26 protein-coding genes are annotated in these 25,720 nt (G+C 65.4%); 6 read left to right on the top strand and 20 right to left on the bottom strand.

Annotation, left to right across the window (positions count from 1 at the left end; all coding sequences use genetic code 11):
• Nucleotides 1–85 precede the first annotated feature (85 nt).
• The 3 genes from FW760_RS17510 to FW760_RS17500 are packed head-to-tail and all read right to left on the bottom strand — an operon-like array spanning nt 86 to nt 3,037.
• Nucleotides 86–1,057, bottom strand: a complete 972-nt coding sequence (locus FW760_RS17510; protein ID WP_116052314.1) for a sensor domain-containing diguanylate cyclase — start codon at nt 1,055–1,057, stop codon at nt 86–88.
• Between the two features lie 4 nt (nt 1,058–1,061).
• Entirely contained in the window at nt 1,062–2,069 is a 1,008-nt protein-coding gene (locus FW760_RS17505) for a response regulator (RefSeq protein WP_043861873.1), read from the bottom strand.
• Nucleotides 2,070–2,125: 56 nt separating this feature from the next.
• Nucleotides 2,126–3,037, bottom strand: coding sequence for a LysR family transcriptional regulator (locus FW760_RS17500; protein WP_054916414.1), 912 nt, complete (start codon nt 3,035–3,037; stop codon nt 2,126–2,128).
• Between the two features lie 98 nt (nt 3,038–3,135).
• Here FW760_RS17500 and FW760_RS17495 point away from each other — a divergent pair, with 98 nt between their 5' ends.
• Nucleotides 3,136–4,041, top strand: coding sequence for a DMT family transporter (locus FW760_RS17495; protein WP_116052315.1), 906 nt, complete (start codon nt 3,136–3,138; stop codon nt 4,039–4,041).
• On the opposite strand, the gene FW760_RS17490 is transcribed toward FW760_RS17495, so the two are convergent.
• From FW760_RS17490 to FW760_RS17470, 5 genes are read right to left on the bottom strand one after another with little or no spacing between them, the layout of a single operon-like run.
• Nucleotides 3,971–5,044, bottom strand: a complete 1,074-nt coding sequence (locus FW760_RS17490) for a DUF6708 domain-containing protein (RefSeq protein WP_058541910.1) — start codon at nt 5,042–5,044, stop codon at nt 3,971–3,973. The two genes, FW760_RS17495 and FW760_RS17490, sit on opposite strands and share 71 nt — an antisense overlap.
• Nucleotides 5,045–5,048: 4 nt before the next feature.
• Nucleotides 5,049–5,360 (bottom strand): hypothetical protein, encoded by a 312-nt coding sequence (locus tag FW760_RS17485; RefSeq protein ID WP_043861876.1) that lies wholly within the window; start codon nt 5,358–5,360, stop codon nt 5,049–5,051.
• Nucleotides 5,361–5,388: 28 nt separating this feature from the next.
• Nucleotides 5,389–6,186, bottom strand: coding sequence for a nucleotidyltransferase domain-containing protein (locus tag FW760_RS17480; protein WP_043861877.1), 798 nt, complete (start codon nt 6,184–6,186; stop codon nt 5,389–5,391).
• A 50-nt stretch (nt 6,187–6,236) separates the two neighbouring features.
• Nucleotides 6,237–7,451 carry an RtcB family protein gene (locus FW760_RS17475; protein ID WP_088514360.1) on the bottom strand — a complete coding sequence of 405 codons (1,215 nt, stop codon included), beginning with the start codon at nt 7,449–7,451 and terminating at the stop codon, nt 6,237–6,239.
• 45 nt (nt 7,452–7,496) lie between these two features.
• Nucleotides 7,497–8,642, bottom strand: a complete 1,146-nt coding sequence (locus FW760_RS17470; protein ID WP_058541911.1) for a slipin family protein — start codon at nt 8,640–8,642, stop codon at nt 7,497–7,499.
• A 611-nt stretch (nt 8,643–9,253) separates the two neighbouring features.
• Between FW760_RS17470 and rtcR the strand changes: the two genes are divergently transcribed.
• Complete coding sequence (rtcR, locus tag FW760_RS17465; RefSeq protein ID WP_043861879.1) at nt 9,254–10,837, top strand: RNA repair transcriptional activator RtcR; 1,584 nt, start codon at nt 9,254–9,256, stop codon at nt 10,835–10,837.
• Nucleotides 10,838–10,922: 85 nt separating this feature from the next.
• A complete protein-coding gene (locus FW760_RS17460; RefSeq protein ID WP_116055249.1) occupies nt 10,923–12,008 on the top strand; it encodes a dienelactone hydrolase family protein in 1,086 nt (361 codons plus the stop codon).
• 243 nt (nt 12,009–12,251) lie between these two features.
• Here FW760_RS17460 and FW760_RS17455 read toward each other — a convergent pair whose 3' ends face one another.
• Genes FW760_RS17455 through FW760_RS17445 form a run of 3 tightly spaced genes read right to left on the bottom strand, consistent with a single transcriptional unit; the run spans nt 12,252 to nt 15,998 of the window.
• A complete protein-coding gene (locus FW760_RS17455; protein ID WP_116052318.1) occupies nt 12,252–13,460 on the bottom strand; it encodes an SGNH/GDSL hydrolase family protein in 1,209 nt (402 codons plus the stop codon).
• Nucleotides 13,461–13,462: 2 nt separating this feature from the next.
• The gene (locus tag FW760_RS17450; RefSeq protein ID WP_446443900.1) at nt 13,463–14,608 is read right to left on the bottom strand and encodes an SGNH/GDSL hydrolase family protein; all 1,146 of its coding nucleotides are present in this window, start codon (nt 14,606–14,608) and stop codon (nt 13,463–13,465) included.
• Complete coding sequence (locus tag FW760_RS17445; protein WP_238596467.1) at nt 14,595–15,998, bottom strand: MBOAT family O-acyltransferase; 1,404 nt, start codon at nt 15,996–15,998, stop codon at nt 14,595–14,597. Before FW760_RS17445 ends, FW760_RS17450 begins: the two co-directional genes overlap by 14 nt.
• Before the next feature lie 244 nt (nt 15,999–16,242).
• Here FW760_RS17445 and FW760_RS17440 point away from each other — a divergent pair, with 244 nt between their 5' ends.
• The 3 genes from FW760_RS17440 to dxs all read left to right on the top strand — a co-directional run bounded on the left by FW760_RS17440 (nt 16,243) and on the right by dxs (nt 19,420).
• Nucleotides 16,243–16,485, top strand: coding sequence for an exodeoxyribonuclease VII small subunit (locus FW760_RS17440; protein ID WP_043861884.1), 243 nt, complete (start codon nt 16,243–16,245; stop codon nt 16,483–16,485).
• The gene (ispA, locus tag FW760_RS17435) at nt 16,482–17,369 is read left to right on the top strand and encodes a (2E,6E)-farnesyl diphosphate synthase (protein WP_043861885.1); all 888 of its coding nucleotides are present in this window, start codon (nt 16,482–16,484) and stop codon (nt 17,367–17,369) included. Before FW760_RS17440 ends, ispA begins: the two co-directional genes overlap by 4 nt.
• 152 nt (nt 17,370–17,521) lie before the next feature.
• Complete coding sequence (dxs, locus tag FW760_RS17430; RefSeq protein ID WP_116052320.1) at nt 17,522–19,420, top strand: 1-deoxy-D-xylulose-5-phosphate synthase; 1,899 nt, start codon at nt 17,522–17,524, stop codon at nt 19,418–19,420.
• A gap of 63 nt (nt 19,421–19,483) precedes the next feature.
• Here dxs and FW760_RS17425 read toward each other — a convergent pair whose 3' ends face one another.
• The 9 genes from FW760_RS17425 to FW760_RS17385 form a co-directional block, all read right to left on the bottom strand.
• On the bottom strand, nt 19,484–19,903 hold the full coding sequence (locus FW760_RS17425) for a hypothetical protein (RefSeq protein ID WP_043861887.1): 420 nt from the start codon (nt 19,901–19,903) through the stop codon (nt 19,484–19,486).
• Complete coding sequence (gene ribA / locus FW760_RS17420) at nt 19,900–20,517, bottom strand: GTP cyclohydrolase II (RefSeq protein ID WP_043861888.1); 618 nt, start codon at nt 20,515–20,517, stop codon at nt 19,900–19,902. Before ribA ends, FW760_RS17425 begins: the two co-directional genes overlap by 4 nt.
• Nucleotides 20,518–20,585: 68 nt before the next feature.
• Nucleotides 20,586–21,380, bottom strand: a complete 795-nt coding sequence (locus FW760_RS17415) for a substrate-binding periplasmic protein (RefSeq protein WP_043861889.1) — start codon at nt 21,378–21,380, stop codon at nt 20,586–20,588.
• Nucleotides 21,381–21,393: 13 nt separating this feature from the next.
• Nucleotides 21,394–21,897, bottom strand: coding sequence for a phosphatidylglycerophosphatase A family protein (locus FW760_RS17410; RefSeq protein WP_043861890.1), 504 nt, complete (start codon nt 21,895–21,897; stop codon nt 21,394–21,396).
• Between the two features lie 9 nt (nt 21,898–21,906).
• The gene (thiL, locus tag FW760_RS17405; protein WP_058541918.1) at nt 21,907–22,860 is read right to left on the bottom strand and encodes a thiamine-phosphate kinase; all 954 of its coding nucleotides are present in this window, start codon (nt 22,858–22,860) and stop codon (nt 21,907–21,909) included.
• Nucleotides 22,861–22,878: 18 nt separating this feature from the next.
• Nucleotides 22,879–23,379: a transcription antitermination factor NusB gene (nusB, locus tag FW760_RS17400; RefSeq protein WP_043861892.1), complete on the bottom strand. Its 501-nt coding sequence runs from the start codon at nt 23,377–23,379 to the stop codon at nt 22,879–22,881.
• Nucleotides 23,376–23,852, bottom strand: a complete 477-nt coding sequence (ribH, locus tag FW760_RS17395) for a 6,7-dimethyl-8-ribityllumazine synthase (RefSeq protein WP_116052321.1) — start codon at nt 23,850–23,852, stop codon at nt 23,376–23,378. The genes nusB and ribH overlap by 4 nt, the downstream gene beginning before the upstream one ends.
• 90 nt (nt 23,853–23,942) lie before the next feature.
• On the bottom strand, nt 23,943–25,034 hold the full coding sequence (gene ribBA / locus FW760_RS17390; protein ID WP_043861894.1) for a bifunctional 3,4-dihydroxy-2-butanone-4-phosphate synthase/GTP cyclohydrolase II: 1,092 nt from the start codon (nt 25,032–25,034) through the stop codon (nt 23,943–23,945).
• Between the two features lie 18 nt (nt 25,035–25,052).
• Nucleotides 25,053–25,715 (bottom strand): riboflavin synthase, encoded by a 663-nt coding sequence (locus FW760_RS17385; RefSeq protein WP_043861895.1) that lies wholly within the window; start codon nt 25,713–25,715, stop codon nt 25,053–25,055.
• Between the last annotated feature and the right edge of the window lie 5 nt (nt 25,716–25,720).

Here is a 25,720-nt window from a genome sequence, read left to right as displayed (position 1 = left end):
CGGGTTGGGAGGGCCGCTATTCTGCATTCAATTGCGAATGATTATCAACTGAAATATCAGGCCTGCTCCTGCGCCTTGAGGTGAGCTAGCCGGTCACCACCGCGGGTTCATGCACCGTCACCCGGTTGCGCCCGCCGTGCTTGGACAGGTACAGCGCATGGTCGGCCCAGGCGATCAGTTCGGCGTGGCTGCTGGAGGGATGGCTCAGATCGGCCACGCCCAGGCTGATGGTGAAACGGATGTCCTGCCCCTCATGGCTGACGCTCAGGCGTTCGACCGCCTTGCGCAGGCGCTCGGCAAAGATCAGCGCGCCGGCCTTGTCGGTGTCCGTCAGCACCACGCCGAACTCTTCGCCACCGTAACGGCCGGCCACGTCGCTGTCACGGATCTGCTCGCGAACCACCCTGGCCACCTGGCGAATGACGGCATCGCCCGCCGGGTGACCATAGGTGTCGTTGACTCGCTTGAAATGGTCGATGTCGAACATCACCAGGCTGGTGGCATTGCCATAGCGCTGATTGCGCGCATGCGCCAGTTGCAGGCACTCCTCCCAATGCCCGCGGTTGTACAGCCCGGTCAGGCAATCGGTGCTGGACAGCTTCTGCAACTGCGCGTTGGCGGCCTGCAACTGGTGGCGGTTGGTGGCCACATCGGTCACGTCGTAGATCACCAGGCAGATCTGGCGGATCTCGCTGTCGGTGGAGCGCAACGGCAGCAGCGTGGTGTTCTGGTACATGAAATCCACCTGGCCGGTGATCGGCTGGTAGTTCTTGAACCGCACCAGATATGGGCGCTGCTCCCAGATGGTGAAAGCCGGGGTGCCCAGGGTCGCGACGCTGTCCACCTTGTGGCTGAACCATTGCCGGTCGACCTCGGGGAACAGGCTGAAGAAGCACTGGTTGTAGGCATCCCTGGGCTGCACCCCCGAGCGGTTTTCCATGAAGGTGTTCCACACCTGCACCCGATGTTCGCGGTCGAGCACCACCACGCCCACATCGATGCTCTGCACGATGCTCAGCAGCCAGTGAAATTCCTTCAGGTCGATAGGATCGCGCATGGGCTCAGTTCATCAGGTAGGCAAGTTTATGGGTCAAGCGCTCGATGGAGTCTTCGGTGAACAGCAACAGCAGGTCGAAACGGATATCGTGCCCTTCCAGGCTGTAGCTGATCTCGACCGCCAGGGTTTTCTGCCAGCGTTGGCCGTTGACCTGGATAAGCTCGTCGATGGTGCCGTGCTGTCCGAGGATCTGCGGGTGGCCCTGGGAGAACACCACGTCGATCTGCTCGGCAATGCTGCTCAGGCACGCACCGATCAATACGCTGGAGAAGTCCAGCAACAGCTCCATGTCGGAATACTCGATGCTCTGGTGGCGCATCAGCTTGGCCATGTCGGCGATTTCCGAATCGTGGAACATCAGCAGGGCCTCGCCGGCGATGCCACTGCCGATGAAGCCCTGGCAGATTGCCGTGAGCCGCTGGCTGCTGCCCGCGTCGGCCAGCGCCATGTGCAACTCGCCCACCTCGAAGAGGTTGACGCTGGGCACCGGCAACTGCACGAACACGCCCAGCACCTTGGCGATCAGGGCTGCGGCGCGGCCGATGGCGACGTTGACCGTTTCGCTGAACACCTCGCGAAAGCCGATGACGGCAGTCGCCGCGCCGGCCAGCGGTGTCGCCGAGCGCTCACCCAACAGCCCCAGCTGGGCCAGCAGGCGGCGCAGCTCGTCCTGGTCGAAGGGTTTTTTCAGAAACGCCAGCGCGCCCAGGTCCAGCACCCGGCGCACGGCCTCTTCCTGCACATCGCCCGAGATCACGATGACCTTGGGACTCAGGCCTTCGTCACGCAGCGCAGCCAGCACCTGGTAGCCATCCATGGTGGGCATGGTCAGGTCCAGCAGCACCACCTGGCCCAGGCCGCGGCGTATGGCGTCCATGGCCTGGCGCCCGTCGCTGGCCTCGGTAACCGTTACCGGCCAGTTGGCGGGCAGCGCGCGCAGGACCTGCTTGCGGGCCACCATGGAGTCATCGCACACCAGCAAGGACATCGTTGACACAGACGGGGCGCTCATCGAGTGAATATCAATATAAAAAGTAATGGCATCATGCCATGATCCGACGCCAGGTTCTACGTACCCGCGGCGTCAGCGGTGCTGAGCGAATCCACTTGCACATTCCCTGCCAGGCCATCGCGCAGCATCTGCACGAATGCCTCCCGCGCCGGATGTCGCCCCGCCCCCTCGTGCCAGTAGAACAGGTTGTCGACCGCCTTCAGGTCGGCGAACTCGTGCCCGATCCACCCTGCGCCCTGGCGGTACTGCTCGTAGATGCCGCGCGGCACCAGTGACACCCCGGTGCCGGCGCTGACGCAGCTGACTATCGCACCGTAGCTGCCGATGCCCACGATGGGCAGCTTGTGCCCCTGGGCCTGCAGCCAGTGCTCCAGTGCCGCCCGATACGGACAGCCTTCAGGCCACATGAACACGGCCTTGCCCACCAGGTCCGCGGCGCTGCGCAGCGGCCCCAGTGACGGTGCGCCGATCAGCAGCAGGTCTTCCTGGTACATCAGGGTGCGGCGCAGGTGCGGGCGCTCGACATCCACCGCCACGATCGCACCATCGAGACGGTGGTTGAGCACATCGTCGAGCATCTGCGACCAGGTGCCGGTGCTCAGCTCCAGCGTCACCTCGGGATAGCGCGCATGGTACTGCGCCAGAAACCGCGGCAGGCGCCCGCTGGCCGAGGACTCGATGGCGCCGATGCGCAAGCGTCCGGATGGTTTGGCGGACGGCGCCAGCGCCTGTCTGGAGGCCTCGGCCAGGGCCAGCATCTGCGTGGCATAGGGCAAGAAGGTTTCCCCCGCCGGACTGATCACCAGCCCGCGCCCGCGGCGATGGAACAACGGCACGCCCAGCTCGGCCTCCAGCGCCTTGATCCGCGCCGTGATGTTGGACGGCACGTAGTGCAGCACCTCGGCCGCACGGGCAATGCTGCCGGTGTCGTGGACGGTCTTGAACATGCGGATCTGCATCAGCTCCATACATCACCCAAAGTGAACGATTGGCTCAGTATAAGTCGATTGTAGTGAGCAGTAGGCGTTCCGATACTGAGCGCACCCGCCCTTCGGAAGCCCACCCCATGACCCGCCCCAGCTCACTGAAAATTGCCTGCGCCGTACTCTTCGTGCTGCTGTGCTGGGCCTACTCGCCCACCGGCATCCGCCTGGGCTTGCAGGGCTATGGGCCCACGCACCTGGCGCTGGCGCGCTTTATCGTGGCGTCGCTGTTCATGGCGGTCATCGCGCTGCTGCGCGGCATCGCCCTGCCCCGGCTCAGGGACGTGCCCACCCTGCTGTTGCTTGGCCTGTTCGCGGTCAGCCTGCACCATGTGGCCATCAACTACGGCCAACGCGGGGTCAGCGCCGGGGCGGCCAGTGTGCTGGCGCAGTCCACGCCGCTGTTCAGCCTGCTGATCGCGCACTGGGTGTTCAAGCAGGTGGCCGGGGCCTGGCATTGGGGCTGCCTGCTGCTGGGCATGGCCGGCGCGGCGATCGTGGTGGCCGGCGATCGCGGGCTCGGCCAGTTCGACCCGCACGGGTTGCTGATTCTGGTGGCGGCATTGTCGTGGAGCATCTATTTCGCCCTGCAGAAACACCACGGCCACCGCTACGACGCGCTGACCATCACCTGCTACACCGTATGGTCGGGCACTGCATTGCTGATGGTGTACCTGCCGGGGCTGCTCGACGACCTGGGCCACGCGCCGTCCCAGGCCAACACTGCGGTGCTGGTGCTGGGGGTATTCCCCAGCGCGCTGGCCTACCTGGCCTGGGCCTGGGTACTGCGCCACTGCGAGGTCACCCGGGTGACCCTGGCGCTGTACCTGATACCCGCCTTCGCCATGCTGATCGCCGCAGCGCTGCTGGGCGAGCGGCCCTCGGCTTCGGTGATGCTGGGCGGGCCGTTGGTGCTGATCAGCGTGCTGGCGCTGAACCTGAGGCCGCCTCGGCTGCCGGTTCAGCCGGGTCGCCAAACTTCACATTGAAGTAGTCGAGCAGGGTCTGGCCACGACGCAAGGTACTGCGCACCTCTTCGCTCTGCGCCAGCAGTTCGGCGCTGGGCCTGGCATGCTGTTCAGCCGGCAGCGGCGTCGACCACGCCTTCACCTCAGGAGGTATGCCCGCCTTGGGCCGGTTGTTGACCCAGTGCGAGATATGGCACGGCAAGGTCCAGCCGCCGAAGGCCTGCACAAACAGAAAGCCAAACCAGTGCTGCCACCACGGGAAGTTGTCGCGATAGCCCTGGCGGGCCATGTGGAAGAACGCCACGGTGCCCTCCTCGAACTCTTCATCGGGCGCTGGCGGCAGGCTCGCCGGGCCCTCTTCCATGTACACCCGGATCGCTTCCCATTCGGCAATCGCCGCGCCCAGGTGGCCGCTGGGCACGTTGATCCACAGCACATTGCCGGTGTCGGCCTGACGCAGGCAGAACATCAGGTTGAAGGCGGGCAGCACGGCGTACTCGGTGACGGTGCGCCCCGCGCTGACGCAGGCGATCACCGACTCCCACGGCACGAAGATCGGCGCCGCGCCCCGAGTGGGCACGAACGCCACCTCGCGGCGCTGGCGGTTGAAGCGTATCGGCGGGTGAATCGTCACCTCGCGCATCACCCGCCAGAACATCCCCGCATACAGCAACGACAGGCAGGCGATGAAGCCCCAGATGAACCCGTTGGCCATGAAGTCGGAGAAGGTGCTCCAGAACGGCTCCACATGGCGGCGTGCCCAGGAGCCGAGCAAGGCAGTGAGCATGAAGCAGGTAACCACGCCCATCACCGAGGCGATGCCGCAGCGCGCCATGAACTCGAAGTTGCCCTGGCCGATGGCAAAGTCCAGGTACACCTCGTTGGATTCGCGGTGCAGGTTGCGGCTGCTGTAGGCCGGCATGCCGGTGGGGATCGGCAGGGGCGAGAGGTAGACGATCTCGGTGCCGGCCACCCGCTCGAAGTCACCGGCGTGGGGCAGGCGTTCGTATTTGCTGTCGGTCATCGAGCTATTCCTCTTCCAGCGTCAATGGCCGCGCCATGTCTTTGATCCAGTGCCACAGGATGTAGAAGATGGGGCTTGCGCAGCAGACGCCGATCAACAGCAGCCCGACAGCATTGTTGAGCAACTGGCGCGGGTTGCACTCCAGGGGGCCGCTGTTGCCCTTGCCCATGCGCACACAGCCATGCTCCGGATAGGCCATGACATAGGCGCCCCAGGCAAACAGCGCGGCCAGCAGGGCGAACAGCAGCATCAGGCCCACCTCGGTATCGCGATTGCCCAGGCGCTCCCAGCGTTGCGCCAGCCGCAGGTTCAGCATGCGTCGACATCCTTGTTCATACAGGCTCCTATGAAAAACGGCGCACAGTATCACGCAAATAGTCGTCGAGCAGTTTTACATCGCCGTGGGGCCTGGGCAGTGCCGGGGCGGCTCCCCCTCGTGCCAGCTCGCTCTCAATGAACTGGTGCAGCAGTACGCGGCGAGGCCCGTAATCGGCTTCGCTGGCGATGCGTTTGACGCGAAGCAGCTCGTCCAGGTCGGCCAGCAGCAGCGGGTCGTGCAGGGTCGCCTCCACCAGTTGGGCGAACGCGGTGGGCGGCATGCCCAGGCCCTGTTCGATCCAGCGCACCGCCAGCAACGGGCGCAATACGTAGAGGTACTTCTTCAGGCGCACCTCTTCGCCCTGCAGGTAGATGCGAAAGTTCTTGGTAGCCATCGACAGGTAGTGGTGAAACGCCGCCTGCGGCGAATGGAACTGCCTGGCCAGGCCGCGCAAGGCTTGCAGCGCCCCCGGCTCGGCGCGGTACACCAGCGGCGAGTCGAGCCATTCGAGCAGGGTCGGGTTGGCATTGCGCAGCAGGCGCAGGGTCTTGCGCAGCTCCCAGCCACTGATGTCGAGTTCGTCGGTGAGCGGGCGCTCGATCACGTCGCGTGGCTCGTCGATGCGCAGGTACCAGTCCTGGCGGTGCACGTAGATGAAGCGCACGTCGAAGTCGCTGTCGGTGGAGGCAAAACCCCAGGCGCGGCTGCCGGATTCGCAGGCGTAGAGCACGCGCACGTCATGCTCGCGCTCGATGCGTTGCAGTTCTTCGAGTACCCAGCTGCGCATCGCACTGGGCAGGGGGTGACGGTCTTCCATGTTCATGTTCGAATCCTCGTTGTACCCCTTCGCCGGCACGGCCGGCGAAGAGGCCATCAGCCTTTCACACACACCACCTGACGCAACGTGTGCACCACTTCCACCAGCTCGCGCTGCGCCGCCATCACCGCATCGATGTCCTTGTAGGCCATCGGGATCTCGTCGATCACGTCCTTGTCCTTGCGGCACTCCACATGCGCGGTGGCGCGCACCTGGTCCTCAAGGGTGAAGGCCTGTTTGGCCCGGGTACGGCTCATGACCCGCCCGGCACCGTGGCTGCAGGAGCAGAACGATTCCTCGTTGCCCAGGCCGCGCACGATGAAACTCTTGGCGCCCATCGAGCCCGGAATGATCCCCAACTGGCCCTTCTGTGCCGACACCGCGCCCTTGCGCGTCACCAGGATCTCCTGGCCGAAGTGCTGCTCTTTCTGCACGTAGTTGTGGTGGCAGTTGACCCCCTGCAGGTTGGCCTCGAACGGCTTGCGGATGACCTGGCGCGTTGCCTCGATCACCGCGTGCATCATCAGCGCACGGTTCTGCCGGGCAAAGTCCTGGGCCCACTCCACCGCCTGGACGTAGTCGTCGAAATGGCGGCTGCCTTCCTCGAAGTACGCCAGTTCCTTGTCCGGCAGGTTGGCGATGTGCTGGCGCATGTCGGCCTTGGCCAGCTCGATGAACAGGTTGCCGATGGCATTGCCCACGCCCCGCGAGCCGCTGTGCAGCATGAACCACACGCGGTCGGCCTCATCCAGGCACACCTCGATGAAGTGGTTGCCGCCGCCCAGGGTGCCCAGGTGCTGGCGATTGTTGGTCTTCTGCAGTTGCGGGTACTTGTCGGTGATCGCCTTGAAACGCCCGGCCAGGGCCGACCACGCCTGATCGGCGACGGTCGGTACGTGGTTCCACGCGCCCTGATCGCGCCGGCCGAAGGTCTTGCCGTGGGGCACTGCCTTCTCGATGGCGCTGCGCAGCCCTTGCAGGTTGTCGGGCAAGTCGGCCGCCACCAGCGAGGTGCGCGCCGCGATCATGCCGCAGCCGATGTCCACGCCCACCGCCGCCGGGATGATCGCGCCCAGGGTAGGGATCACGCTGCCAATGGTCGAGCCCTTGCCCACGTGCACATCGGGCATCACGGCCAGGTGCTTGAAGATGAACGGCAGGCGCGCGGTGTTCATCAGTTGCTGGCGTGCGTCCTCGTCCACCGGCACGCCCTGGGTCCAGAGCTTGATCGGTTTGCCGTTGGCCACTTCGAGGATGTTCATGTGTTTCATCTCAATTGTCCTTGTAGCCCGCCAGGCCCGAAGGCCTGGCAGGTGTCATGCGGTTTTCAGGCTGACCAGCCCATTCAACACCTGATCCAGCCCGCCGAATACCGAAATCCGGTCGATGCGCTCGGCCACCCGCTCCAGGGTTTCCAGCTCCTTCAGGCGCAGGGCCGTCGGGTTGTCTTCCATGACCTTGGCGGTGTTGAGCAGCGAACGGGTCGCCGAGGTTTCCTCGCGGCGCCGGATCACGTTGGCCTGGGCCGCCTTCTCCGCCTCCACCACCTGCGCCAGCAGGGTCTTCATTTCACCCGGCAGAATGATGTCGCGCACTCCCAGGCCGCTGACCTCGATGCCGCTGCCCACCAGTTTCTCGGCCAGGTACTGGCTGACGGTGTCGTCGATCAGTTGCTTGTTCTCCAGCAGCTCGTCGAGGGTACGCGTGCCCACGGCCGCACGCAGGCCGAACTGCACCTCGCGGTACAGGTGCTCCAGCGGTTTGCTGAGGCTGGCGAAAGCCATCAGCACGTCGCTGTAGCGCCAGTTGGCCGCCAGGTTCAGGCGCAGGCTGACCTTGTCGCGGGTGAGGATCTCCTGGCCGCTGACCTCCAGCGACTGGATGCGCATGTCGACCATGTCGACGCTCACCTGGCGGTTGAAGCGCCAGAAGCCGTACTGACCGGCCGGCAGCAGCTCGACCACTGCGCCATCGACCTTGAGCACGCCCACATGGAAGGCCGGCACCGGCGCCAGCAGCACCGCATCCAGCCCGGCCAGGGTGCGACCGCGCAGCTTGGGCTGGCCGAGCTGGCCGAGCAGGGTCGGCTCCAGGCGATAGCTGTGGGTCAGGTCGATGCGCTGCAGGGTCTGCGCGCTCTGGCCCTTCCAGTACAACTGGCGGCTGCCCGGTGGCAGCAGTTCCGCCAGTGCGCCATCCTCGAAACGCAGGCCCACTTCGTGTTCGGCCAGGTCCATGCGCTCGAAGTACTGATCCACCACCGCCGGCTCGCTCTGGCGCAGGTAGCCGGCCAGGCGGTGCTCGAAGCGCGGGGTGTTGAGGCTGAAGGTTTCCACCGTCAGCCGGTTATGCAGGTCAAGGCGCTGATGCACGCCCGGTTCCAGGATCGACACGAAGTCGCCCTCGCAGAACAGCAGGCCGCGTTCGTTCTTTTTCACGATGAAGCGCTTGAGCAGTTTCATTCTGTATTTCCCTTTCAATGAATTCCGTGGTGCCGGTGCTGCCGGTACGCCGAGCGCTGCAGGTGGGGCCCGGGGGGAGGTGCACGCGCCGGGACATCAGAGTCCTTTGCCGACCGAGTCCTTCGGTCCGACGTTGCGCCTTGCCCCGGGCCCGGCCAGCAGGCCGGGCGTACCAGCGGTGGCGGGGGCGTCCTTCGCGACAGTCAGCCATCCTGGCTGCAAGTGCGTTGCCCTCGCCTCACCGGCGGGTGTTACGGGTACAGCTACCGTGGAGGGTATGTAACGAGTTCTAGGCTCGTTGGCGGCCCCATCCGGGGTTGCGCCAGCGACCGGTCGTTGCGGCGGCGGCATGCACGACACCAACACCAGAGGTGGGCTCGTGCACCGGTGGGGTTGTGAACCCCGACCCGTTGGCCTGCTTGGCGATGCGGTCGAAAGAGTTATTGCGAGGGGCGTGCCAGGTTTCGTAAAAGCGCTAGAATTTATTTTCAACTCATTGATTTATAAGTATTTTATTTTAATCTTCGTTAAATGAACCTGCGCACCGGGCAAATGCTTGAGGGCTTTTATGTATACTTTTATCTCTTCATTTATCCAAAAAGATAAACAGCATGCACAAGCGCAGCGTTGCCATCGGCTTCATCGGTACCACCCTCGACCGCAACGGAAAGGGTGCCGCGCGCTGGAACAAGTGGCGGCCCACCGTCGCGCTGTGCCAGCAGCCGGATCTTTCGATCGACCGCCTGGAGCTGATTCACGGCAAGAGCGAACGTGATCTGGGCCTGGCCGAGCGCCTGCGCGAGGATGTGCTCAGCGTGTCGCCCCACACCGAGGTGCGCCTGCACCGCCTGGCACTGCACAACCCGTGGGATTTCGAAGAGATGTACGGCGCGTTGCATGACTTCGCCAGCAGCTACCACTTCGACACCGAGCACGAGGACTACCTGGTGCACATCACCACCGGCACCCACGTTGCGCAGATCTGCTGGTTTCTGCTGACCGAGGCGCGCTACCTGCCGGCGCGGCTGGTACAGACCTCGCCGGCGCGCGGCAAGGAAGAAGAGCGTGACCCGGCCGGCACCAGCACGCTGATCGACCTCGACCTGTCGCGGTATGACCACATCGCTTCGCGCTTTCAGCGCGAGCAGGCGCACAGCCTGGCGTTTCTCAAGGCCGGCATCGCCACGCGCAACGTGGCGTTCAACCACTCCATCGAGCAGATCGAGCGCGTCGCCCTGCGCTCAACCGCCCCGATGCTGCTGGTGGGGCCGACCGGTGCCGGCAAGTCGTTCCTGGCCCGGCGCATCCATGAACTCAAGCGCACGCGCCACCAGCTGGAGGGCCGCTTCGTCGAAGTGAACTGCGCCACGCTGCGCGGCGACGGCGCCATGTCGAGCCTGTTCGGGCATATCAAGGGCGCCTTCACGGGTGCACAGAACGCCCGCGACGGCCTGCTGCGCGCCGCCGACGGCGGCATGCTGTTTCTCGACGAAATCGGCGAGCTGGGCGCCGACGAACAGGCCATGCTGCTCAAGGCCATCGAAGAGAAGCGCTTCTTCCCGATGGGCGCAGACAACGAGGTGCAAAGCGACTTCCAGCTGATCGCCGGCACCCACCGCGACCTGCGCAAGCAGGTGGCCGAAGGGCTGTTTCGCGAAGACCTGTATGCGCGCATCAACCTGTGGACCTTCGAACTGCCGGGGCTGGCCGGGCGGCGCGAAGACATCGAGCCGAACATCGATTTCGAACTGCAGCGCCACGCCCGCGAACAGGGCCGCAACGTGCGCTTCAACCTTGAAGCCAAGCGCCAGTACCTGGCGTTCGCCCATTCACCGCAAGCACGCTGGGCCGGCAACTTTCGCGAGCTGTCGGCCTCGATCACGCGCATGGCGACCCTGGCCGACAGCGGACGCATCGACGAGCCCCTGGTCAGCGAAGAGATCACCCGGCTGCAACGGGCCTGGGGGGTTGCGGCGCCCACCGAGCCGTTGCTTGAAGGGCGTGAGCTGGACCTGTTCGACCGCCTGCAACTGGAGGCCGTGCTGCGGGTGTGTCGCGATGCCCGCTCGCTGTCCGACGCAGGGCGCCAGCTGTTTGCGGTGTCGCGCCAGGACAAGGAAAAACCCAACGATGCCGACCGCCTGCGCAAATACCTGGCGCGCTTCGAACTGGACTGGAACCAGCTGCGCAGCTGAGCTGCCATGCTAGAATCCGCGCCCCGGCCGTATTGGCCGGCACACTTTCCCTTCCACCGAAAAAGGACTCTCGGTCTTGTCGTTCATGACATCTCCTCGTCTGCACTTTGCCACCTTCAGCCTGTTCACCGCCCTGAGCCTTACCGCCACCGCCAGCTTCGCCGACGAAGACGAGGCCGTTGCCAAGGGCCGCTGGCAGGGCCTGGCCGGCATGGCCAACCTCTACCTGAACGATGCCGACGCACAGGAATTCATCGATGCCGGCGACAAGGAGAAAAGCGAGCACGACAACATGGCTGGCGCCCTGGCCTATTACCTGACGGCCGCACGCCTGGACCCGAAGAACGCCTATGCGTCCTACCAGGCCGGCGCCGCCCTGGCCTCGATGGAGAAGTTCGATCTGGCTGGCGACCTGCTCGACCAGGCCCGCGAGCGCGGTTTCTGGCAGGCCGTGATCCTGCGTGACGACGACGAGCTGGAGGGCATGAAGGAGGCACCGGCCTACAAGAAACTGCTGCAGAGCGCCGAGGCCAACTACGCCAAACAGGCCAAGGATGCCGGTGCGGCGGCGTTCAGCATCCCCGAAGGCAAGGCCCCTGCCGGCGGCTGGCCGGTAGTGGTGTGGTTGTCCGGCTACGGCACCGAAGGCAGCAAGGGCATTCGCATGCGTGAAGAGCTGGTGGGCGAACGCGCCGTACTGGTGGGTGTGAACGGCACGCTCAAGCGCGACGAGGGCCAGTTCATGTGGCAGCAACACTCGGTCGAGCCGACCGAGAAAGCCGTGGCGGCCGCGCTCAAGGCCCTGGAAAAGCAGACCCGCATCGACCGCTCGAACGTGGCGCTGATCGGCTTTTCCCAGGGCGCCGAACATGCGGCGCACCTGATCGCCGAATACCCGCAGCATTACAGCGGCGCAGTACTGCTGTCGCCGGGCGGCTTTCGCATTCCATTCGCCGTGCAGAAGGCAAAGGACAAGCGCATCGTGATCGTGCACGGCGCCAAGGAGCATTCGAGCAACCTGGAACTGACCGCAACCACGCAGAAGGCGTTCGAAGGCAGCAACCCGGTGCAAAGCCACGAACACCCGGCCGGGCACACCTTCCAGGATGACTGGGAAACTGCGTATCGCGGGTACCTCGATTACGCGTTGGGGCTGACCCCGGCGGGCTGACTACAGCGCGGCTTTCGCCAGCAAGGCTGGCTCCTGCAGAGTGGGGATAAACGGCAGGAGTCAGCCTTGCTGACGAAGAACCCTTCGAGATCTGTCCAAAAGTCCTACAGCAGGCCCCAAAAAACCATTCTATGCTTGCACCTGAGTTCGACGCCCCTGTGGCTCGAAGCTGGGGGGCTGTTATCGATGCACCGGGGCGCCGCAAGCCAATCCCGACACCGATACAGCCCCTCTTTTTTTGCCTCAGCGCAGCCCCAACTGCCCCCGCAGGTAGTCATACAGCCCCGACGCACTCTTGCGATAGCCATCAGCCGTCAGGTGCACCATGTCGCCTCGCGCCAGCCCCTCTGCCTGCCAGCGCGCAATCGAGCACTCCCCGCCCATGTAGGCCTGCCAGTCCCAGAACAGCACGTTGGCCTGGCGTGCCACCTGGCGCTGGATCTGCACCACCTGCGGCAACGACTGCGGGCGCCGCGTCGCGCAGGTGCGCGCGCCACGCTGCTTGATCGAGTCCGAAGGCCCCACCAGCAGGATCACCGCCCGTGGCTGCACCCGCTTGAGCTGGGCCACGGTACGGCGCAACTGGTCACGGTACTTGACCATGTCCAGGGTGTTGTCGAACGCCTCGTTGGTGCCATAGGCCAGAATGATCAGGTCCGGGCGCAGGGCCTTGAGGTTTTCCTGCCAGCCAACCTGCCATTTGTCCTGCACCTCCAGCCGCGCACCGTTGATGCCCAGGGCCGAATAGGTCACCCCGGCGTTCTTCTGGCCCTGGATGTACCAGCCACCCAGCACCGTGCCCGGGTGGGCATTCAGGCTCATGTCCACCGGCAGGCTGATGCTGTTGAGCGGCGGGCTGAAGCGCCACTGCCCGTTGCTTGCGGCCAGCATCACGCGGCGCGCCGCGTTCTGCCCGCCACGGGCGGTAAGGCTGCTGTTCTCCCGCGCCTGGTACAGGGCCGAGATACGGTAGCGCTGGGCACTGGGCTCGCGCGCCTCCAGGCGCACGCTCGGGTTCGCCGCCAGCGGTACCGACAGGTAGCCCCCCAGCGGGAACTGGGTGCTTTGCTGGTTGCGCGCCGACACCAGCTCCCACTGGCGCCTGGCCGTCTTGAGGATCAGGTTGTCGTAGCGCGTGCCAGGTACCGGTGTCGCCGCCACGAAGCCTATGCCGCCATCGCCGTACTGCGACTGCAGCAGGCGACGCATCTCGCCGCTGAACAGGTCGGCGGCAGTGTGCGAATCTCCGAATTGCACGATATTGACCGGTGTGCGACTGGAGGTGCGCAGCTTGCCGGCCAGCACCGCAAGGTTGCCGTCACGGCTGCCGGTCGCCTTCTGCTGCACGGCGAGGGGGCGCGCGGCCGGCGCATTGACCGCCGCCACCGGGCTGCAGCCCGGCAGCGCGCAGATCAGCGCCGCCAGCACCAGGATGTTGTGCGCTCGGCGCATGCTCAGTGTCCCGTTACGGTCAGGCCCGGGAAGGCGATCATCGACAGTACCTGCTCGGCGATCAGCTTCTGGCCCGTGGTGGTGAAGTGGATGCCGTCGTCGACACGGGTCTTGACCCGTTTGCCCTGGCTGTTCTGCAGGGTATAGGAGAACTCGTCGGCCTGGTAACCGAGCACGCCGTTGGCCGACACGTAATGCTGCTGGTACAGCTGCGCCTGGCTTTCATACAGCCCGCTGAGATAGGCCATGGCCGTCGACAACTTGGGCTTTTGCATGTTGGGCGGGCCGACCCAGATCACCTGCACATTGTGAGCGCGGGCCTCGTCCAGGATCCGGTCGATGCGCTTGCGGTACAGCGCCTCCCACTCAGGCGATTTGAAACGCAGGAACGGCTTGCCCTTGGACTCGGGCATGTCCCACGGGTCGTTCGGACCCAGGAACACCACCATCAGGCGGATGTTGGGGTGATTCTGCAGCGTGTCGGACACCGTCTGCGGCCAGTTGAAAAAACCGGGGTACGCCAGGCCCGTGCTCTGGCGGCTGAGGTTGACGCTCTTGATCTGGTAGCGCTTGAGCAAGGTGTTGGCCAGGTGCGGCGCCACGCCCTGCATCAGCGAGTCGCCCACCAGGAACACTTCGTCGCCAGCCGCCAGGCTCACGGCCTTGGGCGGCTGCCCCGGCACCAGCGGTTGCGCGGCGGGCGCCTGCGCCACAACCGGCTGCACTGCCGCTGGCTGCACTGCAGGGGGCCTGGCCGCAGGTGTCGGCGCCACCACCGGTACCTTGGCAGGCGCCGGCGCCTTGGCATGGGGCTGCGCCAGGTCGACCAGCACCACCGGCATACTGGGCGGCAGCTCGACCGTCGGCACGCCCTCGGCCTGGGCCAGCAGGGTCTGGCGCTCCAGGCTGTCGATGAAGCTGCTGCGCGCATCCCCCAGGGCCTGGGTCAGGTTGCCGCCCAGGCGCCACGCCTGGCTCTGCCCTACCCAGGGCAGCTCGCAGCTCTGGTGGTACTTCTGCTGGCAGTACAGGCTGATGGAGTTCTGGTTCAGCCAGAACAGCAGCAAGGTGGTGACCAGGATCGCGTACAGCACCTTGGCCGCGCCCATTTGCGTCTTGAACAGCTGACCGGTACTAGAAGCTTGCATAGATGAACCCCGGCACGCCCGATTGCGAAGCGAAGATGACCAACGACACGAACAACCCCAGCGGGATCGGGTAGAGCTGCCAGGGCAGCCGGCTGCTGGCGGCAAAACCCTGGCGCAGCAGCGCCAGCACCTGCGGGTACACCGCGATGTACAGCACGCAGCCCAGCAACAGCAGGCCGGTGGTGCTCAACAGCCCGCCCAGGCTCAGGCCGGCGATGCCGCCGAGCATGTCCAGCGCATCATCCAGGCTCGCGCAGCGAAAGAAGATCCAGGCGAAGGCGACGTAGTGGAAGGTCAGCAGGCGCGCCAGCACATCCGCGCCCGGCCAGCGCATCGGTTGTGGCAGCACGTAGGTTGAGGCCTTGTACAGCGCCAGCCCCACGCCGTGCAGCGCACCCCAGATGATGAAGTTGAGGCTCGCGCCGTGCCACAGGCCGGAAACCAGCATCGCCAGCAGCATGTTCAGGTTGCCGCGCCACACGCCCTGGCGGTTGCCGCCCAGCGGGATGTACACGTAGTCGCGAATGAAGGTCGACAGGCTGATGTGCCAGCGCCCCCAGAACTCCTTGAGGTTGCGGGCCGCGTAGGGCGCATTGAAGTTGGCCGGCAGGCGAAAGCCCAGCAGCAGCGCCACACCGGTCACCAGGTTGGTGTAGCCGCTGAAGTTCAGGTAGATCAGCAGGCTGTAACCGTACACGCTCAGCAGCAGTTGCTCGGCGCTGAAGCCGCTTGGGGTCTCGAACACCGGGTCGACCCACTCGCTGCCCAGCCAGGCACTGAAGAAGAACAGCTTGACCACCGCCAGCGCAATCAGCCCCAGCGCCCGCTGCGGCTCCAGCACCTGGCGGATCTGCGCCGGGCGAATCTGCGGCAGCATGTGCGCGGCGCGGTTGACCGGGCCGGCCACCAGGCTGGGGAAGAAGGCCAGGTACAGGGCCAGGTCCAGCGGCGCGGCCGGGGCCATTTCACCGCGGTTGATCGACACCAGGTAGCTGACCGAATGGAAGGTGTAGAACGACAGCCCGATCGGCAGCAGCACCTCCAGCACCGGCAGCGAGACGTCCAGGCCCAGGTCGGCCAGCGCGGCCTGCACGCCCCCCACGAAGAATTCCTGGTACTTGAAGACATAGAAGCAGCCCAGCACCAGCAGCAACACCATCAGGTAGGTGAAGCGCCGTCCGGGATGTCGCGCGCTGAACAGCCCCAGCAGGTAGACCAGCAGGGTGTAGCCGAGCAGGATGTACAGCGAATCGAGGCTGAAGCTTGCGACCAGCGCATAGCTGCCCGCCAGCAGCAGGACGTTCTGCAGGCGAACGCTCCAGCAAAGGCTCCAGTAGACCGCGAAAAACAGAGTGAAGCAGAGGCCGAACTCGATCGAAAGAAAGCTCACAACGTAGTCCATTACGCGACATGGAAGGGGGGACCCTGACCCGGATACAACCCGCGGCGCAGAGCGGGCGCGATTATGGCAGACAGCAGTGAGCCCCCACAATGCAAGCGGTGCAGGAAAATCAAGCCTGTTCCCACGGCATTTATGCAACAGAATGCGACGAAAGATCACAGGCGCTGATTTGCTCCCCCTGCCCTGCTCTGCTAGTGTCGCGCCGTTCAAACCGCCACCAGAGACAGCCGCCATGGCCCGAAAAAAAGCTGCCATTGACTTCGAGCAATCCCTTGCCGACCTGCAAGCGCTGGTCGAACGCCTGGAGAACGGCGAACTGTCGCTGGAAGACTCGCTGACCGCCTTCGAGCAAGGCATCGGCCTGACCCGCGATTGCCAGAGCGCCCTGACCCAGGCCGAGCAGAAGGTCCAGGTGCTGCTGGAGCGCGACGGCGAGTTGCGCGCCGAGCCGTTCGACGCGGAACAGCCGGAATGATTGCCGCCTACCAGGCCCGTTGCCAGGCCCAGGTGGATGCCGCGCTGGAAACCCTGTTCCACGCCCCCTCGAGCGAACTCGAGCGCCTGTATGCCGCCATGCGCTACAGCGTGATGAACGGCGGCAAGCGGGTACGCCCGCTGCTGGCCTATGCCGCCTGCGAGGCGCTGGGTGGCGCCAGCAGCGATGCCGACGGCGCCGCCTGCGCAGTCGAGCTGATCCACGCCTATTCGCTGGTGCATGACGACCTGCCGGCGATGGACGACGACGACCTGCGTCGCGGCCAGCCCACCACCCACAAGAAATTCGACGAGGCCTGCGCGATCCTGGCCGGCGACGGCTTGCAGAGCCTGGCCTTCAGCGCCCTGCTCGACCCGCGCCTGAGCCCGCAGAGCGATGCCATTCGTCTGGCCATGGTGCAGGCCGTGGCCCAGGGCGCCGGCCCCGCCGGCATGGTCGGTGGCCAGGCCATCGACCTGGGCTCGGTGGGGCTCAAGCTCGATCAGACCGCGCTGGAGTACATGCACCGGCACAAGACCGGCGCGCTGATCGAAACCAGCGTCAAGGTCGGCGCCCTGGCCAGCGCGCGGGCCGATGCCCAGACGCTTGCGGCCTTGCAGCAGTATGCCCAGGCCATCGGCCTGGCGTTCCAGGTGCAGGACGACATCCTGGATGTCGAGAGCGATACCGCGACCCTGGGCAAGCGCCAGGGCGCAGATATCGCCCGCGACAAGCCGACCTACCCGGCATTGCTGGGGCTCGAAGCCGCCAAGGCCTACGCGCTGGAACTGCGCGACCAGGCGCTGGCAGCGCTGGCTGGGTTCGATGACAAGGCCGAGCCGCTGCGGGCGCTGGCGCGGTACATCGTCGAACGCCGCAGCTGACCGCAGCGGCCCTTCGCCGGCAATGCCGGCTCCTGCATCGAACCCTGTAGGAGCCGGCATTGCCGGCGAAACGCACACCACATACCTCAATGGGCAGCCATCACCGCAATAAGGTAAACTGCCGCCTCATCACACCTATAACGATTCGCCTGATGCCCACGACGTTTCAAGAGATCCCCCGCGAACGCCCGGTCACGCCGCTGCTTGACCGTGCCGATACGCCAGCCGGCCTGCGTCGTCTGGCCGAAGCCGACCTGGAGAAACTGGCCGACGAACTGCGCCAGGAGCTGCTCTATAGCGTCGGCCAGACCGGCGGGCACTTCGGTGCCGGCCTGGGCGTCATCGAACTGACGATCGCCCTGCACTACGTCTTCGACACTCCGGACGACCGGCTGGTGTGGGACGTGGGCCACCAGGCGTATCCGCACAAGATCCTCACGGGTCGGCGCGAACGCATGCACAGCCTGCGCCAGAAGGACGGCCTGGCCGCCTTCCCGCGCCGCGTCGAGAGCGAGTACGACACCTTTGGCGTCGGGCACTCCAGCACCTCGATCAGCGCCGCGCTGGGCATGGCCATCGCCGCCCGCCTGCAGAACCAGGCACGCAAGTCGATTGCAGTGATCGGTGACGGCGCGCTCACCGCCGGCATGGCCTTCGAGGCGTTGAACCACGCCCAGGAAGTCAACGCCGACATGCTGGTGATCCTCAACGACAACGACATGTCGATTTCGCGCAATGTCGGCGGCCTGTCCAACTACCTGGCCAAGATCCTCTCCAGCCGCACCTATGCAAGCATGCGCGAGGGCAGCAAGAAGGTGCTGTCGCGCCTGCCCGGCGCCTGGGAGATCGCCCGCCGCACCGAGGAGTATGCCAAGGGCATGCTGGTGCCCGGCACCCTGTTCGAAGAGCTGGGCTGGAACTACATCGGCCCCATCGACGGCCACGACCTGCCCACCCTGATCGCCACCCTGCGCAACATGCGCGACCTCAAGGGGCCGCAGTTCCTGCACGTGGTGACCAAGAAGGGCAAGGGTTTCGCCCCGGCCGAGGTCGACCCGATCGGCTACCACGCGATCACCAAGCTCGAACCGCTGGACGCCCCGGCCACCGCGCCGAAAAAGGCCGCCGGGCCGAAGTACTCGGCGGTGTTCGGCCAGTGGCTGTGCGACATGGCCGCTGCCGACCAGCGCCTGGTGGGCATCACCCCCGCCATGAAGGAAGGCTCGGACCTGGTGGCGTTCAGCGAACGCTACCCCGAGCGCTACTTCGACGTGGCGATTGCCGAGCAGCACGCGGTGACGCTGGCGGCGGGCATGGCCTGCGAGGGCGCCAAGCCGGTGGTGGCGATCTATTCGACCTTCCTGCAGCGCGCCTACGACCAGTTGATCCATGACGTGGCGGTGCAGAACCTCGACGTGCTGTTCGCCATCGACCGCGCCGGCCTGGTGGGCGAAGACGGCCCGACCCACGCCGGCAGCTTCGACCTGTCGTTCCTGCGCTGCATCCCCGGCATGCTGGTGATGACCCCCAGCGACGAGAACGAGCTGCGCAAGATGCTCAGCACCGGGCACCTGTACAACGGCCCTGCCGCCGTGCGCTACCCGCGTGGCAGCGGGCCGAACGCGACGATCGACGGCGACCTTGAGCCGCTGGAGATCGGCAAGGGCGTGATTCGCCGCCAGGGCAGCAAGGTCGCCCTGCTGGTGTTCGGTGTGCAACTGGCCGAAGCGCTGAAGGTGGCCGAAAACCTGGATGCCACCGTGGTCGACATGCGTTTCGTCAAGCCGCTGGATGAAGCGCTGGTGCGCGAGCTGGCCGGCAGCCATGAACTGCTGGTGACCATCGAAGAGAACGCCATCATGGGCGGCGCCGGCTCTGCGGTCAGCGAGTTCCTGAGCGCTGAAGGCGTGCTCAAGCCGATGCTGCACCTGGGCTTGCCGGATGTGTACGTCGAGCATGCCAAGCCGGCGCAGATGCTGGCCGAATGCGGGCTGGATGCTGCCGGGATCGAGGCTTCGGTGCGTCAGCGGATCCAACTGCTGGGCCTTTAGACCCCTTTCGCCAGCCAGGCTGGCTCCTGCCTGCAGGAGCCAGCCTGGCTGGCGAAGGGCGCATCAGCCCAGCTGACGCGGTACCCGGTACAGGTAAAGGATCACCACGCTGGCGATGGCCAGCAGAATCTGCGGCACTCCCTCCAGGCCCACGAACACCGACAGTGCGGCCACCCACGCCGGCAGGCAGGCGAACAGCATCGACACACGGCGAACCCGCGCCAGCTCTATCCAGGCCGCCGGCTCTTCAGCGCTGTTCAGCGCCTTTTCAGTGGCAATCAATGCACGCTTGTAGGCGCTGAAACGCGGCAGGCTGAAGAACATCGAGGCCAGCCCGGCCAGAAACACCGGCATCACCAGCAGCGGGACACGCGCCACGCTGCCTCCGAACGCCCAGCCGAACACCAGCAGCGGCGCCAGGGCAATCGCGAAGAACTGCCACCAGGCGAACGCCAGCCGCCGCTTGACCTGGCCGCGGGTCACGCCCGACCGGCCTCGCCCTGGTGCTCGTTGCCCATCATGTGGCCGAGCTTGCCGGCCTTGGTGGCCAGGTAGTGCTTGTTATGCGGATTGTGCCCGGTGTGCAGCGGCACGCGCTCGGCTACCGCAATGCCCATGGCGGTGAGGGCTTTTACCTTGCGCGGGTTGTTGGTCATCAGGCGCAATGACGTGACGCCCAGGTGCTCGAGCATCGGCTGGCACATGGCGTAGTCACGCTGGTCGGCGGCAAAGCCCAGGCGCTCGTTGGCCTCGACGGTGTCGGCGCCGCCGTCCTGCAGTTCGTAGGCGCGAATCTTGTTCAGCAGGCCGATGCCACGGCCCTCCTGACGCAGATACAGCAGCACGCCACGGCCTTCGCGGGCGATGGCCTGAAGAGCGGCCTCCAGCTGCGAACCACAGTCGCAGCGCTGGCTGAACAGCGCATCGCCGGTCAGGCATTCGGAATGCAGGCGCCCCAGTACCGGCTCGCCATCGGCTACATCACCCAGGCTGAGCACAACGTGCTCGCGGCCGGTGGCTTCGTCGAGAAAACCATGCATGGTGAACGTGGCAAAGGGGGTGGGCAGCTTGGAAGCGGCAACAAAGACGACGGGCACCTTGTGCTCCTGATCAATAACGTGAAATTTGATGTGCGCCGATTGTAACAGCAGCGTAAGGCAGGTGCTTAGGCTGAATTCTTGGGCAAACAGATCGAGAAGTTAGATGCTGGCACGTGCGCCCTGCCCGGAATCGGGAACGGATACGGCTGCTGCCAGCGCTCGAAGATCTCGCGCAATTCACCGCTGGCGATCAGTTCGTCCATGCGCCGATCGAACAGCGCCCGGAGCGCACAGGCCTGCTCGGTCCTGGCAAAGGCCAGGTACAACGGCAACTCGGCGATGTGGGTGCGGCGGAACCGGGCCTTGTCACGGGCCTGGTTGTACACGTAGTCCACCTCGGTCTGGGCATCGATATAGAAGTCCACGCGCTTGAGTTCGAGCATCGGCAGGATGCCGTCGCGCCGCTGCACCTCGCGAAACTCCTTCACATCGGGCAGGTAGCGCTGGTACTCGTAGCCACGCACCCAGGAGAGCTTGTAGCGGCCGATGGTGGCGGCGCTCGGCACCGGCAGGCTGGCCAGGCCCAGGGCGTAGATATGATCCTGGTCGAAGGCGTTGCGCGGGTAAAGGTAGTCGTTGCTTTCCTGCTCGTAGGAGCCGACCCAGGCATCGGCCTCGGCGCGTTTGACCAGGCCCACGGCGCGGCTGTAGGGCACGCTGATGGCGAGCACCTTGACCCCCGCCGGCTCGAACACCTTGCGCAACACGTCCCAGGCCATGCCGCGCCCTTCGACGTCGGTGTAGTCCGGCCAGATCTCGCTGGCCAGGCGCACCTCCTGCGGCAACGCGGTCGGCTCGCCAGCGCAGGCGATGCCGCCACCCAGCGCCAACACCAGCAGCAACACTCGCCATGCGCGCATCAGGCCACTCCCTTCAGGTGAAACTCCACACCAGCGCCTGCATGCCCAACCAGGCGAACACGCCGGCCAGCACGTCATCGAACATGATGCCGAAACCGCCATGCACATGCCGGTCGATCCAGCGGATCGGCCACGGCTTGAGTATGTCGAAGAAGCGGAACATCAGAAAGCCTGCCAACAACCATAGCCAACCTTCCGGTACCAGCCAGAGGGTTATCCACATGCCGACCATCTCGTCCCACACGATGCCCTCGTGGTCATGCACGCCCAGGTCGTCGGCGACCTTGCCGCACAACCATACGCCGAACAGCATGGTCAGCCCCAGCATCAGCCAGTAGCCCCAGTCGGGCAGCATCTGCCACAGCGGGATGAACGGCACGGCCACCAGCGAACCCCAGGTGCCCGGCGCCTTGGGCAGGGTGCCGGAACCGAAGCCGAAGGCCAGAAAATGCCAGGGGTTGCGCCAGACTGAAGGCGGCACGTTTTCTGCCGGCACCTGATTGGGGTGATCGGTCACGGTGTCTCCCTAAAAATGTTGATAACCCCGCGTGCGCGGGGTGATGTCCGCCCCGGCGTGGTCACGCAGGCTGACGCCGCTGCCCGCCTCCACCCGACCGACCACGTGCACCGGCCAGCCGGCAGCCTGCAGGCCGGCCAGGTGCGCGGGGGGCAAGGTGAAGGCAATCACGTAGTCGTCGCCACCGGTGAGCGCGGCCTGTCGCGCACCTTCCAGGCCCAGCAGGCCCTGCAGCGCCGCACCCAGCGGCAGCTGTTCGAGCGACAGCACAATCGACACGCCCGAGGCCGTGGCAATGTGTCCGCAATCGGCCAGCAGGCCATCGGAGATATCCAGCGCCGCGCTGGCCTTGCCTCGCAGCGCCTGACCCAGCGCCAGTTGCGGTGGCGGCGACCAGTAGTGCGCCAGCAGCGGCTCGGCCAGCGCCACCGCCGCCTCGCGTTCGCCAAGCACCAGCGGCAAGGCCCCGGCGGCGTTGCCCAGCTCACCGCCGACACACACCAGGTCACCAGGCTGCGCACCGCTGCGCGTCAGGGCCTGGCCGGCAGGCACGCGGCCGAACACGGTCATGGTCAGGCTCAGCGGCCCATGGGTGGTGTCCCCGCCTACCAGGCTCAGGCCGCATTGTCGGGCCATCAGGTTCAGACCCTGGGCATAGGCCTTCAGCCAATCGGCGTGAACCGTCGGCAGGGTCAGGGCAAGGGTAAAGGCCACGGGGGTGGCGCCCATGGCTGCCAGGTCACTGGCAGCCACCGCCAGCGAGCGCTGGCCGAGCAGGAACGGGTCGCACACAGCCGGGAAATGCACCCCGGCCACCAGCGTGTCGGTGGACACGGCCAGTTGCTCGCCGGCCGGCAGCGCCAGCAGGGCGCAATCGTCGCCGATCCCCAGGGCGACCCCGTCGCCGGCCTGCGCACAGGGCGCGGCGGCGAAGTAGTGGCGGATCAGCTCGAATTCACCCATGGGCAGGCAGCGCCGCAATCAGCGCTTGAACGCCTTCACTTCGGCTTCGCGCAGCCGCGGTGCGAGCTTGTCGAGCACACCGTTGACGAACTTGTGCCCGTCAGTGGCGCCGTACACCTTGGCCAGCTCGATACCTTCGTTGATGACCACGCGGTAAGGCACGTCGACCCGCTTGATCAGCTCCCAGGTGGACAGGCGCAGCACCGACAGCTCGACCGGATCGAGCTCTTCGAGCACGGTGTCCAGGCAAGGCGCGAGGGCCTTGTCGATTTCTTCCTTGATCGCCGGCACGCCGTGCAGGATCTCGCGGAAGTAGGCACCGTCGACATCGGTGAAATCGTTATCGACCCGGAACTGCGCTTCGATCTCGTTCAGCGAGTGCTTGGCCATGTGCCACTGGTACAGCGCCTGGGTCGCGAGCTTGCGGGCTTCGCGACGCTTGGCGCTCTTGGAGGGCTTGCCAGCATCCGCAGGTTTTGGATCGCGCGGGTTGAAACGATCGCTTTCGTCGCTAATCACTTGGCCTCCAACTGCGCCAGCAGGCTGACCATTTCCAGGGCGGACAGGGCCGCTTCGGCGCCCTTGTTGCCGGCCTTGGTGCCGGAACGCTCGATGGCCTGTTCGATCGAATCGACGGTCAGGACACCGAAGGCAACCGGCACGCCGAACTCCATGGACACCTGGGACAGGCCCTTGGTGCATTCGCCCGCCACGTATTCGAAGTGCGGGGTGCCACCACGGATCACGGCGCCCAGGGCAATGATCGCGGCGTATTCGCTCTGCTGGGCGACCTTCTGTGCCACCAGCGGAATCTCGAACGCACCCGGTGCACGGATGATGGTGATGTCGCTTTCGCTCACGCCGTGGCGAACCAGGGCATCAACGGCACCGCTTACCAGGCTTTCGACGACGAAGCTGTTGAAGCGGCCAACCACCAAAGCATAGCGACCTTTGGGGGCAATGAAGGTACCTTCGATGGTCTTCAGGGACATTGCGGGGTTCTCATCTTAAAGAGCCAGGCCGCAACGGTGCGGCCTGTGGGAGTTTTGTTCCGGATCAACAGCGGGAAACCAGCCCCTGCTTTATTCGGAGGGCACGTATTCTACAACTTCCAGATCGAATCCGGATATCGCATTGAACTTCATTGGCGAACTCATCAGGCGCATCTTGCGTACGCCCAGGTCGCGCAGAATCTGCGAACCGGCACCCACGGTGCTGTAGGTGGTGGGTGTCTTGACCTGGCTGCTGTCGGCGCTTTCGCGGATATGCGCCAGCAGCACGTCGCCGTCCAGCGGGTGTCCGAGCAGCAGCACCACGCCGCTGCCGGCCTCTGCCACGGCGCTCATCGCGGCGCGCAGGCTCCAGCGGCCGGGCTGCTTGACCAGCAGCAGGTCGCGCAGCGGGTCCATGTTGTGCACCCGCACCAGGGTCGGTTCCTCGGCGCAGATCTTGCCCAGGGTCAGGGCCATGTGCACGTCGCCTTCGACCGAATCGCGGTAGGTCACCAGGTTGAACTGACCCAGTTCGCTGTCCAGCGGCTGCTCGGAAATCCGCTGAATGGTACGTTCGTGGATCATGCGGTAGTGGATCAGGTCGGCGATGGTGCCGATCTTGATGTTGTGCTCGGCGGCGAACACTTCCAGCTCGGCGCGACGCGACATGGTGCCGTCGTCGTTCATCACCTCGCAGATCACCCCGCTCGGCTCGAAACCGGCCATGCGCGCCAGGTCGCAGGCCGCCTCGGTGTGGCCGGCACGGGCCAGGGTACCGCCGGGCTGGGCCATCAGCGGGAAGATGTGGCCCGGGCTGACGATGTCTTCGGCCTTGGCGTCCCGGGCGGCGGCGGCCTGCACGGTGCGCGCGCGGTCGGCGGCGGAGATACCGGTGGTGACGCCTTCGGCAGCTTCGATCGAAACGGTGAACTTGGTGCCGAAGCCCGAGCCGTTGCGCGGGGCCATCAGCGGCAGCTTGAGCAGCTCGCAGCGCTCGCGCGACATCGGCATGCAGATCAGGCCACGGGCGTGCTTGGCCATGAAGTTGATGTGTTCGGCCTTGCAGCACTCGGCGGCCATGATCAGGTCGCCTTCGTTCTCGCGGTCTTCGTCATCCATCAGGATGACCATTTTGCCCTGGCGAATGTCTTCGACCAGTTCTTCGATGCTGTTGAGCGCCACGCGGCACCCCCTTCTAAATCAGGATTTCAGGTAGCCGTTGGCGGCCAGGAAACTTTCGGTGATGCCACCCTTGCCCGGCTCGGCGGCCTTGTCGCCCAGCAGCAGACGCTCCAGGTAACGGGCCAGCAGGTCGACCTCAAGGTTAACCCGACGCCCGGTGCGGTAGTCGGCCATGATGGTTTCAGCGAGGGTGTGCGGCACGATGGTCAGCTCGAACTCGGCGCCATCGACCTGGTTGACCGTGAGGCTGGTGCCATCGACGGTGATCGAGCCCTTGTGGGCGATGTACTTGGCCAGTTCGGCCGGCGCGCGCAGGCGGAACTGGATGGCGCGGGCGTTATCGCTGCGCGAGATGACCTCGCCGACACCGTCGACGTGGCCGCTGACCAGGTGGCCGCCCAGACGGCTGCTGGGGGTCAGGGCCTTTTCCAGGTTGACCCGGCTGCCTACCTTGAAGTCGGCAAAGGCGGTGCAGTCGAGGGTTTCGCGGCTGACGTCAGCCCAGAAACCGTCGCCAGGCAGTTCGACGGCGGTCAGGCACACGCCGTTGACGGCGATACTGTCGCCCAGTTTCACGTCGCCCAGGTCGAGCTTGCCGGTTTCGACATACACGCGCACGTCGCCGCCTTTGGGGGTGAGTGAACGGATGCTGCCGATGGATTCGATGATGCCGGTGAACATGAGTC

This window comes from Pseudomonas sp. 1176_21 (assembly GCF_052850635.1).
This window is presented reverse-complemented; position numbering and strand designations above follow the sequence as displayed.

What these genes read in the sequence shown, in the direction of transcription:
- FW760_RS17510 (WP_116052314.1), bottom strand. Translation starts at nt 1,057, where the DNA reads ATGCGCGATCCTATCGACCTGAAGGAATTTCACTGGCTGCTGAGCATC.
- FW760_RS17505 (WP_043861873.1), bottom strand. Translation starts at nt 2,069, where the DNA reads ATGAGCGCCCCGTCTGTGTCAACGATGTCCTTGCTGGTGTGCGATGAC.
- FW760_RS17500 (WP_054916414.1), bottom strand. Translation starts at nt 3,037, where the DNA reads ATGGAGCTGATGCAGATCCGCATGTTCAAGACCGTCCACGACACCGGC.
- FW760_RS17495 (WP_116052315.1), top strand. Translation starts at nt 3,136, where the DNA reads ATGACCCGCCCCAGCTCACTGAAAATTGCCTGCGCCGTACTCTTCGTG.
- FW760_RS17490 (WP_058541910.1), bottom strand. Translation starts at nt 5,044, where the DNA reads ATGACCGACAGCAAATACGAACGCCTGCCCCACGCCGGTGACTTCGAG.
- FW760_RS17485 (WP_043861876.1), bottom strand. Translation starts at nt 5,360, where the DNA reads ATGCTGAACCTGCGGCTGGCGCAACGCTGGGAGCGCCTGGGCAATCGC.
- FW760_RS17480 (WP_043861877.1), bottom strand. Translation starts at nt 6,186, where the DNA reads ATGAACATGGAAGACCGTCACCCCCTGCCCAGTGCGATGCGCAGCTGG.
- FW760_RS17475 (WP_088514360.1), bottom strand. Translation starts at nt 7,451, where the DNA reads ATGAAACACATGAACATCCTCGAAGTGGCCAACGGCAAACCGATCAAG.
- FW760_RS17470 (WP_058541911.1), bottom strand. Translation starts at nt 8,642, where the DNA reads ATGAAACTGCTCAAGCGCTTCATCGTGAAAAAGAACGAACGCGGCCTG.
- rtcR (WP_043861879.1), top strand. Translation starts at nt 9,254, where the DNA reads ATGCACAAGCGCAGCGTTGCCATCGGCTTCATCGGTACCACCCTCGAC.
- FW760_RS17460 (WP_116055249.1), top strand. Translation starts at nt 10,923, where the DNA reads ATGACATCTCCTCGTCTGCACTTTGCCACCTTCAGCCTGTTCACCGCC.
- FW760_RS17455 (WP_116052318.1), bottom strand. Translation starts at nt 13,460, where the DNA reads ATGCGCCGAGCGCACAACATCCTGGTGCTGGCGGCGCTGATCTGCGCG.
- FW760_RS17450 (WP_446443900.1), bottom strand. Translation starts at nt 14,608, where the DNA reads ATGCAAGCTTCTAGTACCGGTCAGCTGTTCAAGACGCAAATGGGCGCG.
- FW760_RS17440 (WP_043861884.1), top strand. Translation starts at nt 16,243, where the DNA reads ATGGCCCGAAAAAAAGCTGCCATTGACTTCGAGCAATCCCTTGCCGAC.
- ispA (WP_043861885.1), top strand. Translation starts at nt 16,482, where the DNA reads ATGATTGCCGCCTACCAGGCCCGTTGCCAGGCCCAGGTGGATGCCGCG.
- dxs (WP_116052320.1), top strand. Translation starts at nt 17,522, where the DNA reads ATGCCCACGACGTTTCAAGAGATCCCCCGCGAACGCCCGGTCACGCCG.
- FW760_RS17415 (WP_043861889.1), bottom strand. Translation starts at nt 21,380, where the DNA reads ATGCGCGCATGGCGAGTGTTGCTGCTGGTGTTGGCGCTGGGTGGCGGC.
- thiL (WP_058541918.1), bottom strand. Translation starts at nt 22,860, where the DNA reads ATGGGTGAATTCGAGCTGATCCGCCACTACTTCGCCGCCGCGCCCTGT.
- ribH (WP_116052321.1), bottom strand. Translation starts at nt 23,852, where the DNA reads ATGTCCCTGAAGACCATCGAAGGTACCTTCATTGCCCCCAAAGGTCGC.
- FW760_RS17385 (WP_043861895.1), bottom strand. Translation starts at nt 25,715, where the DNA reads ATGTTCACCGGCATCATCGAATCCATCGGCAGCATCCGTTCACTCACC.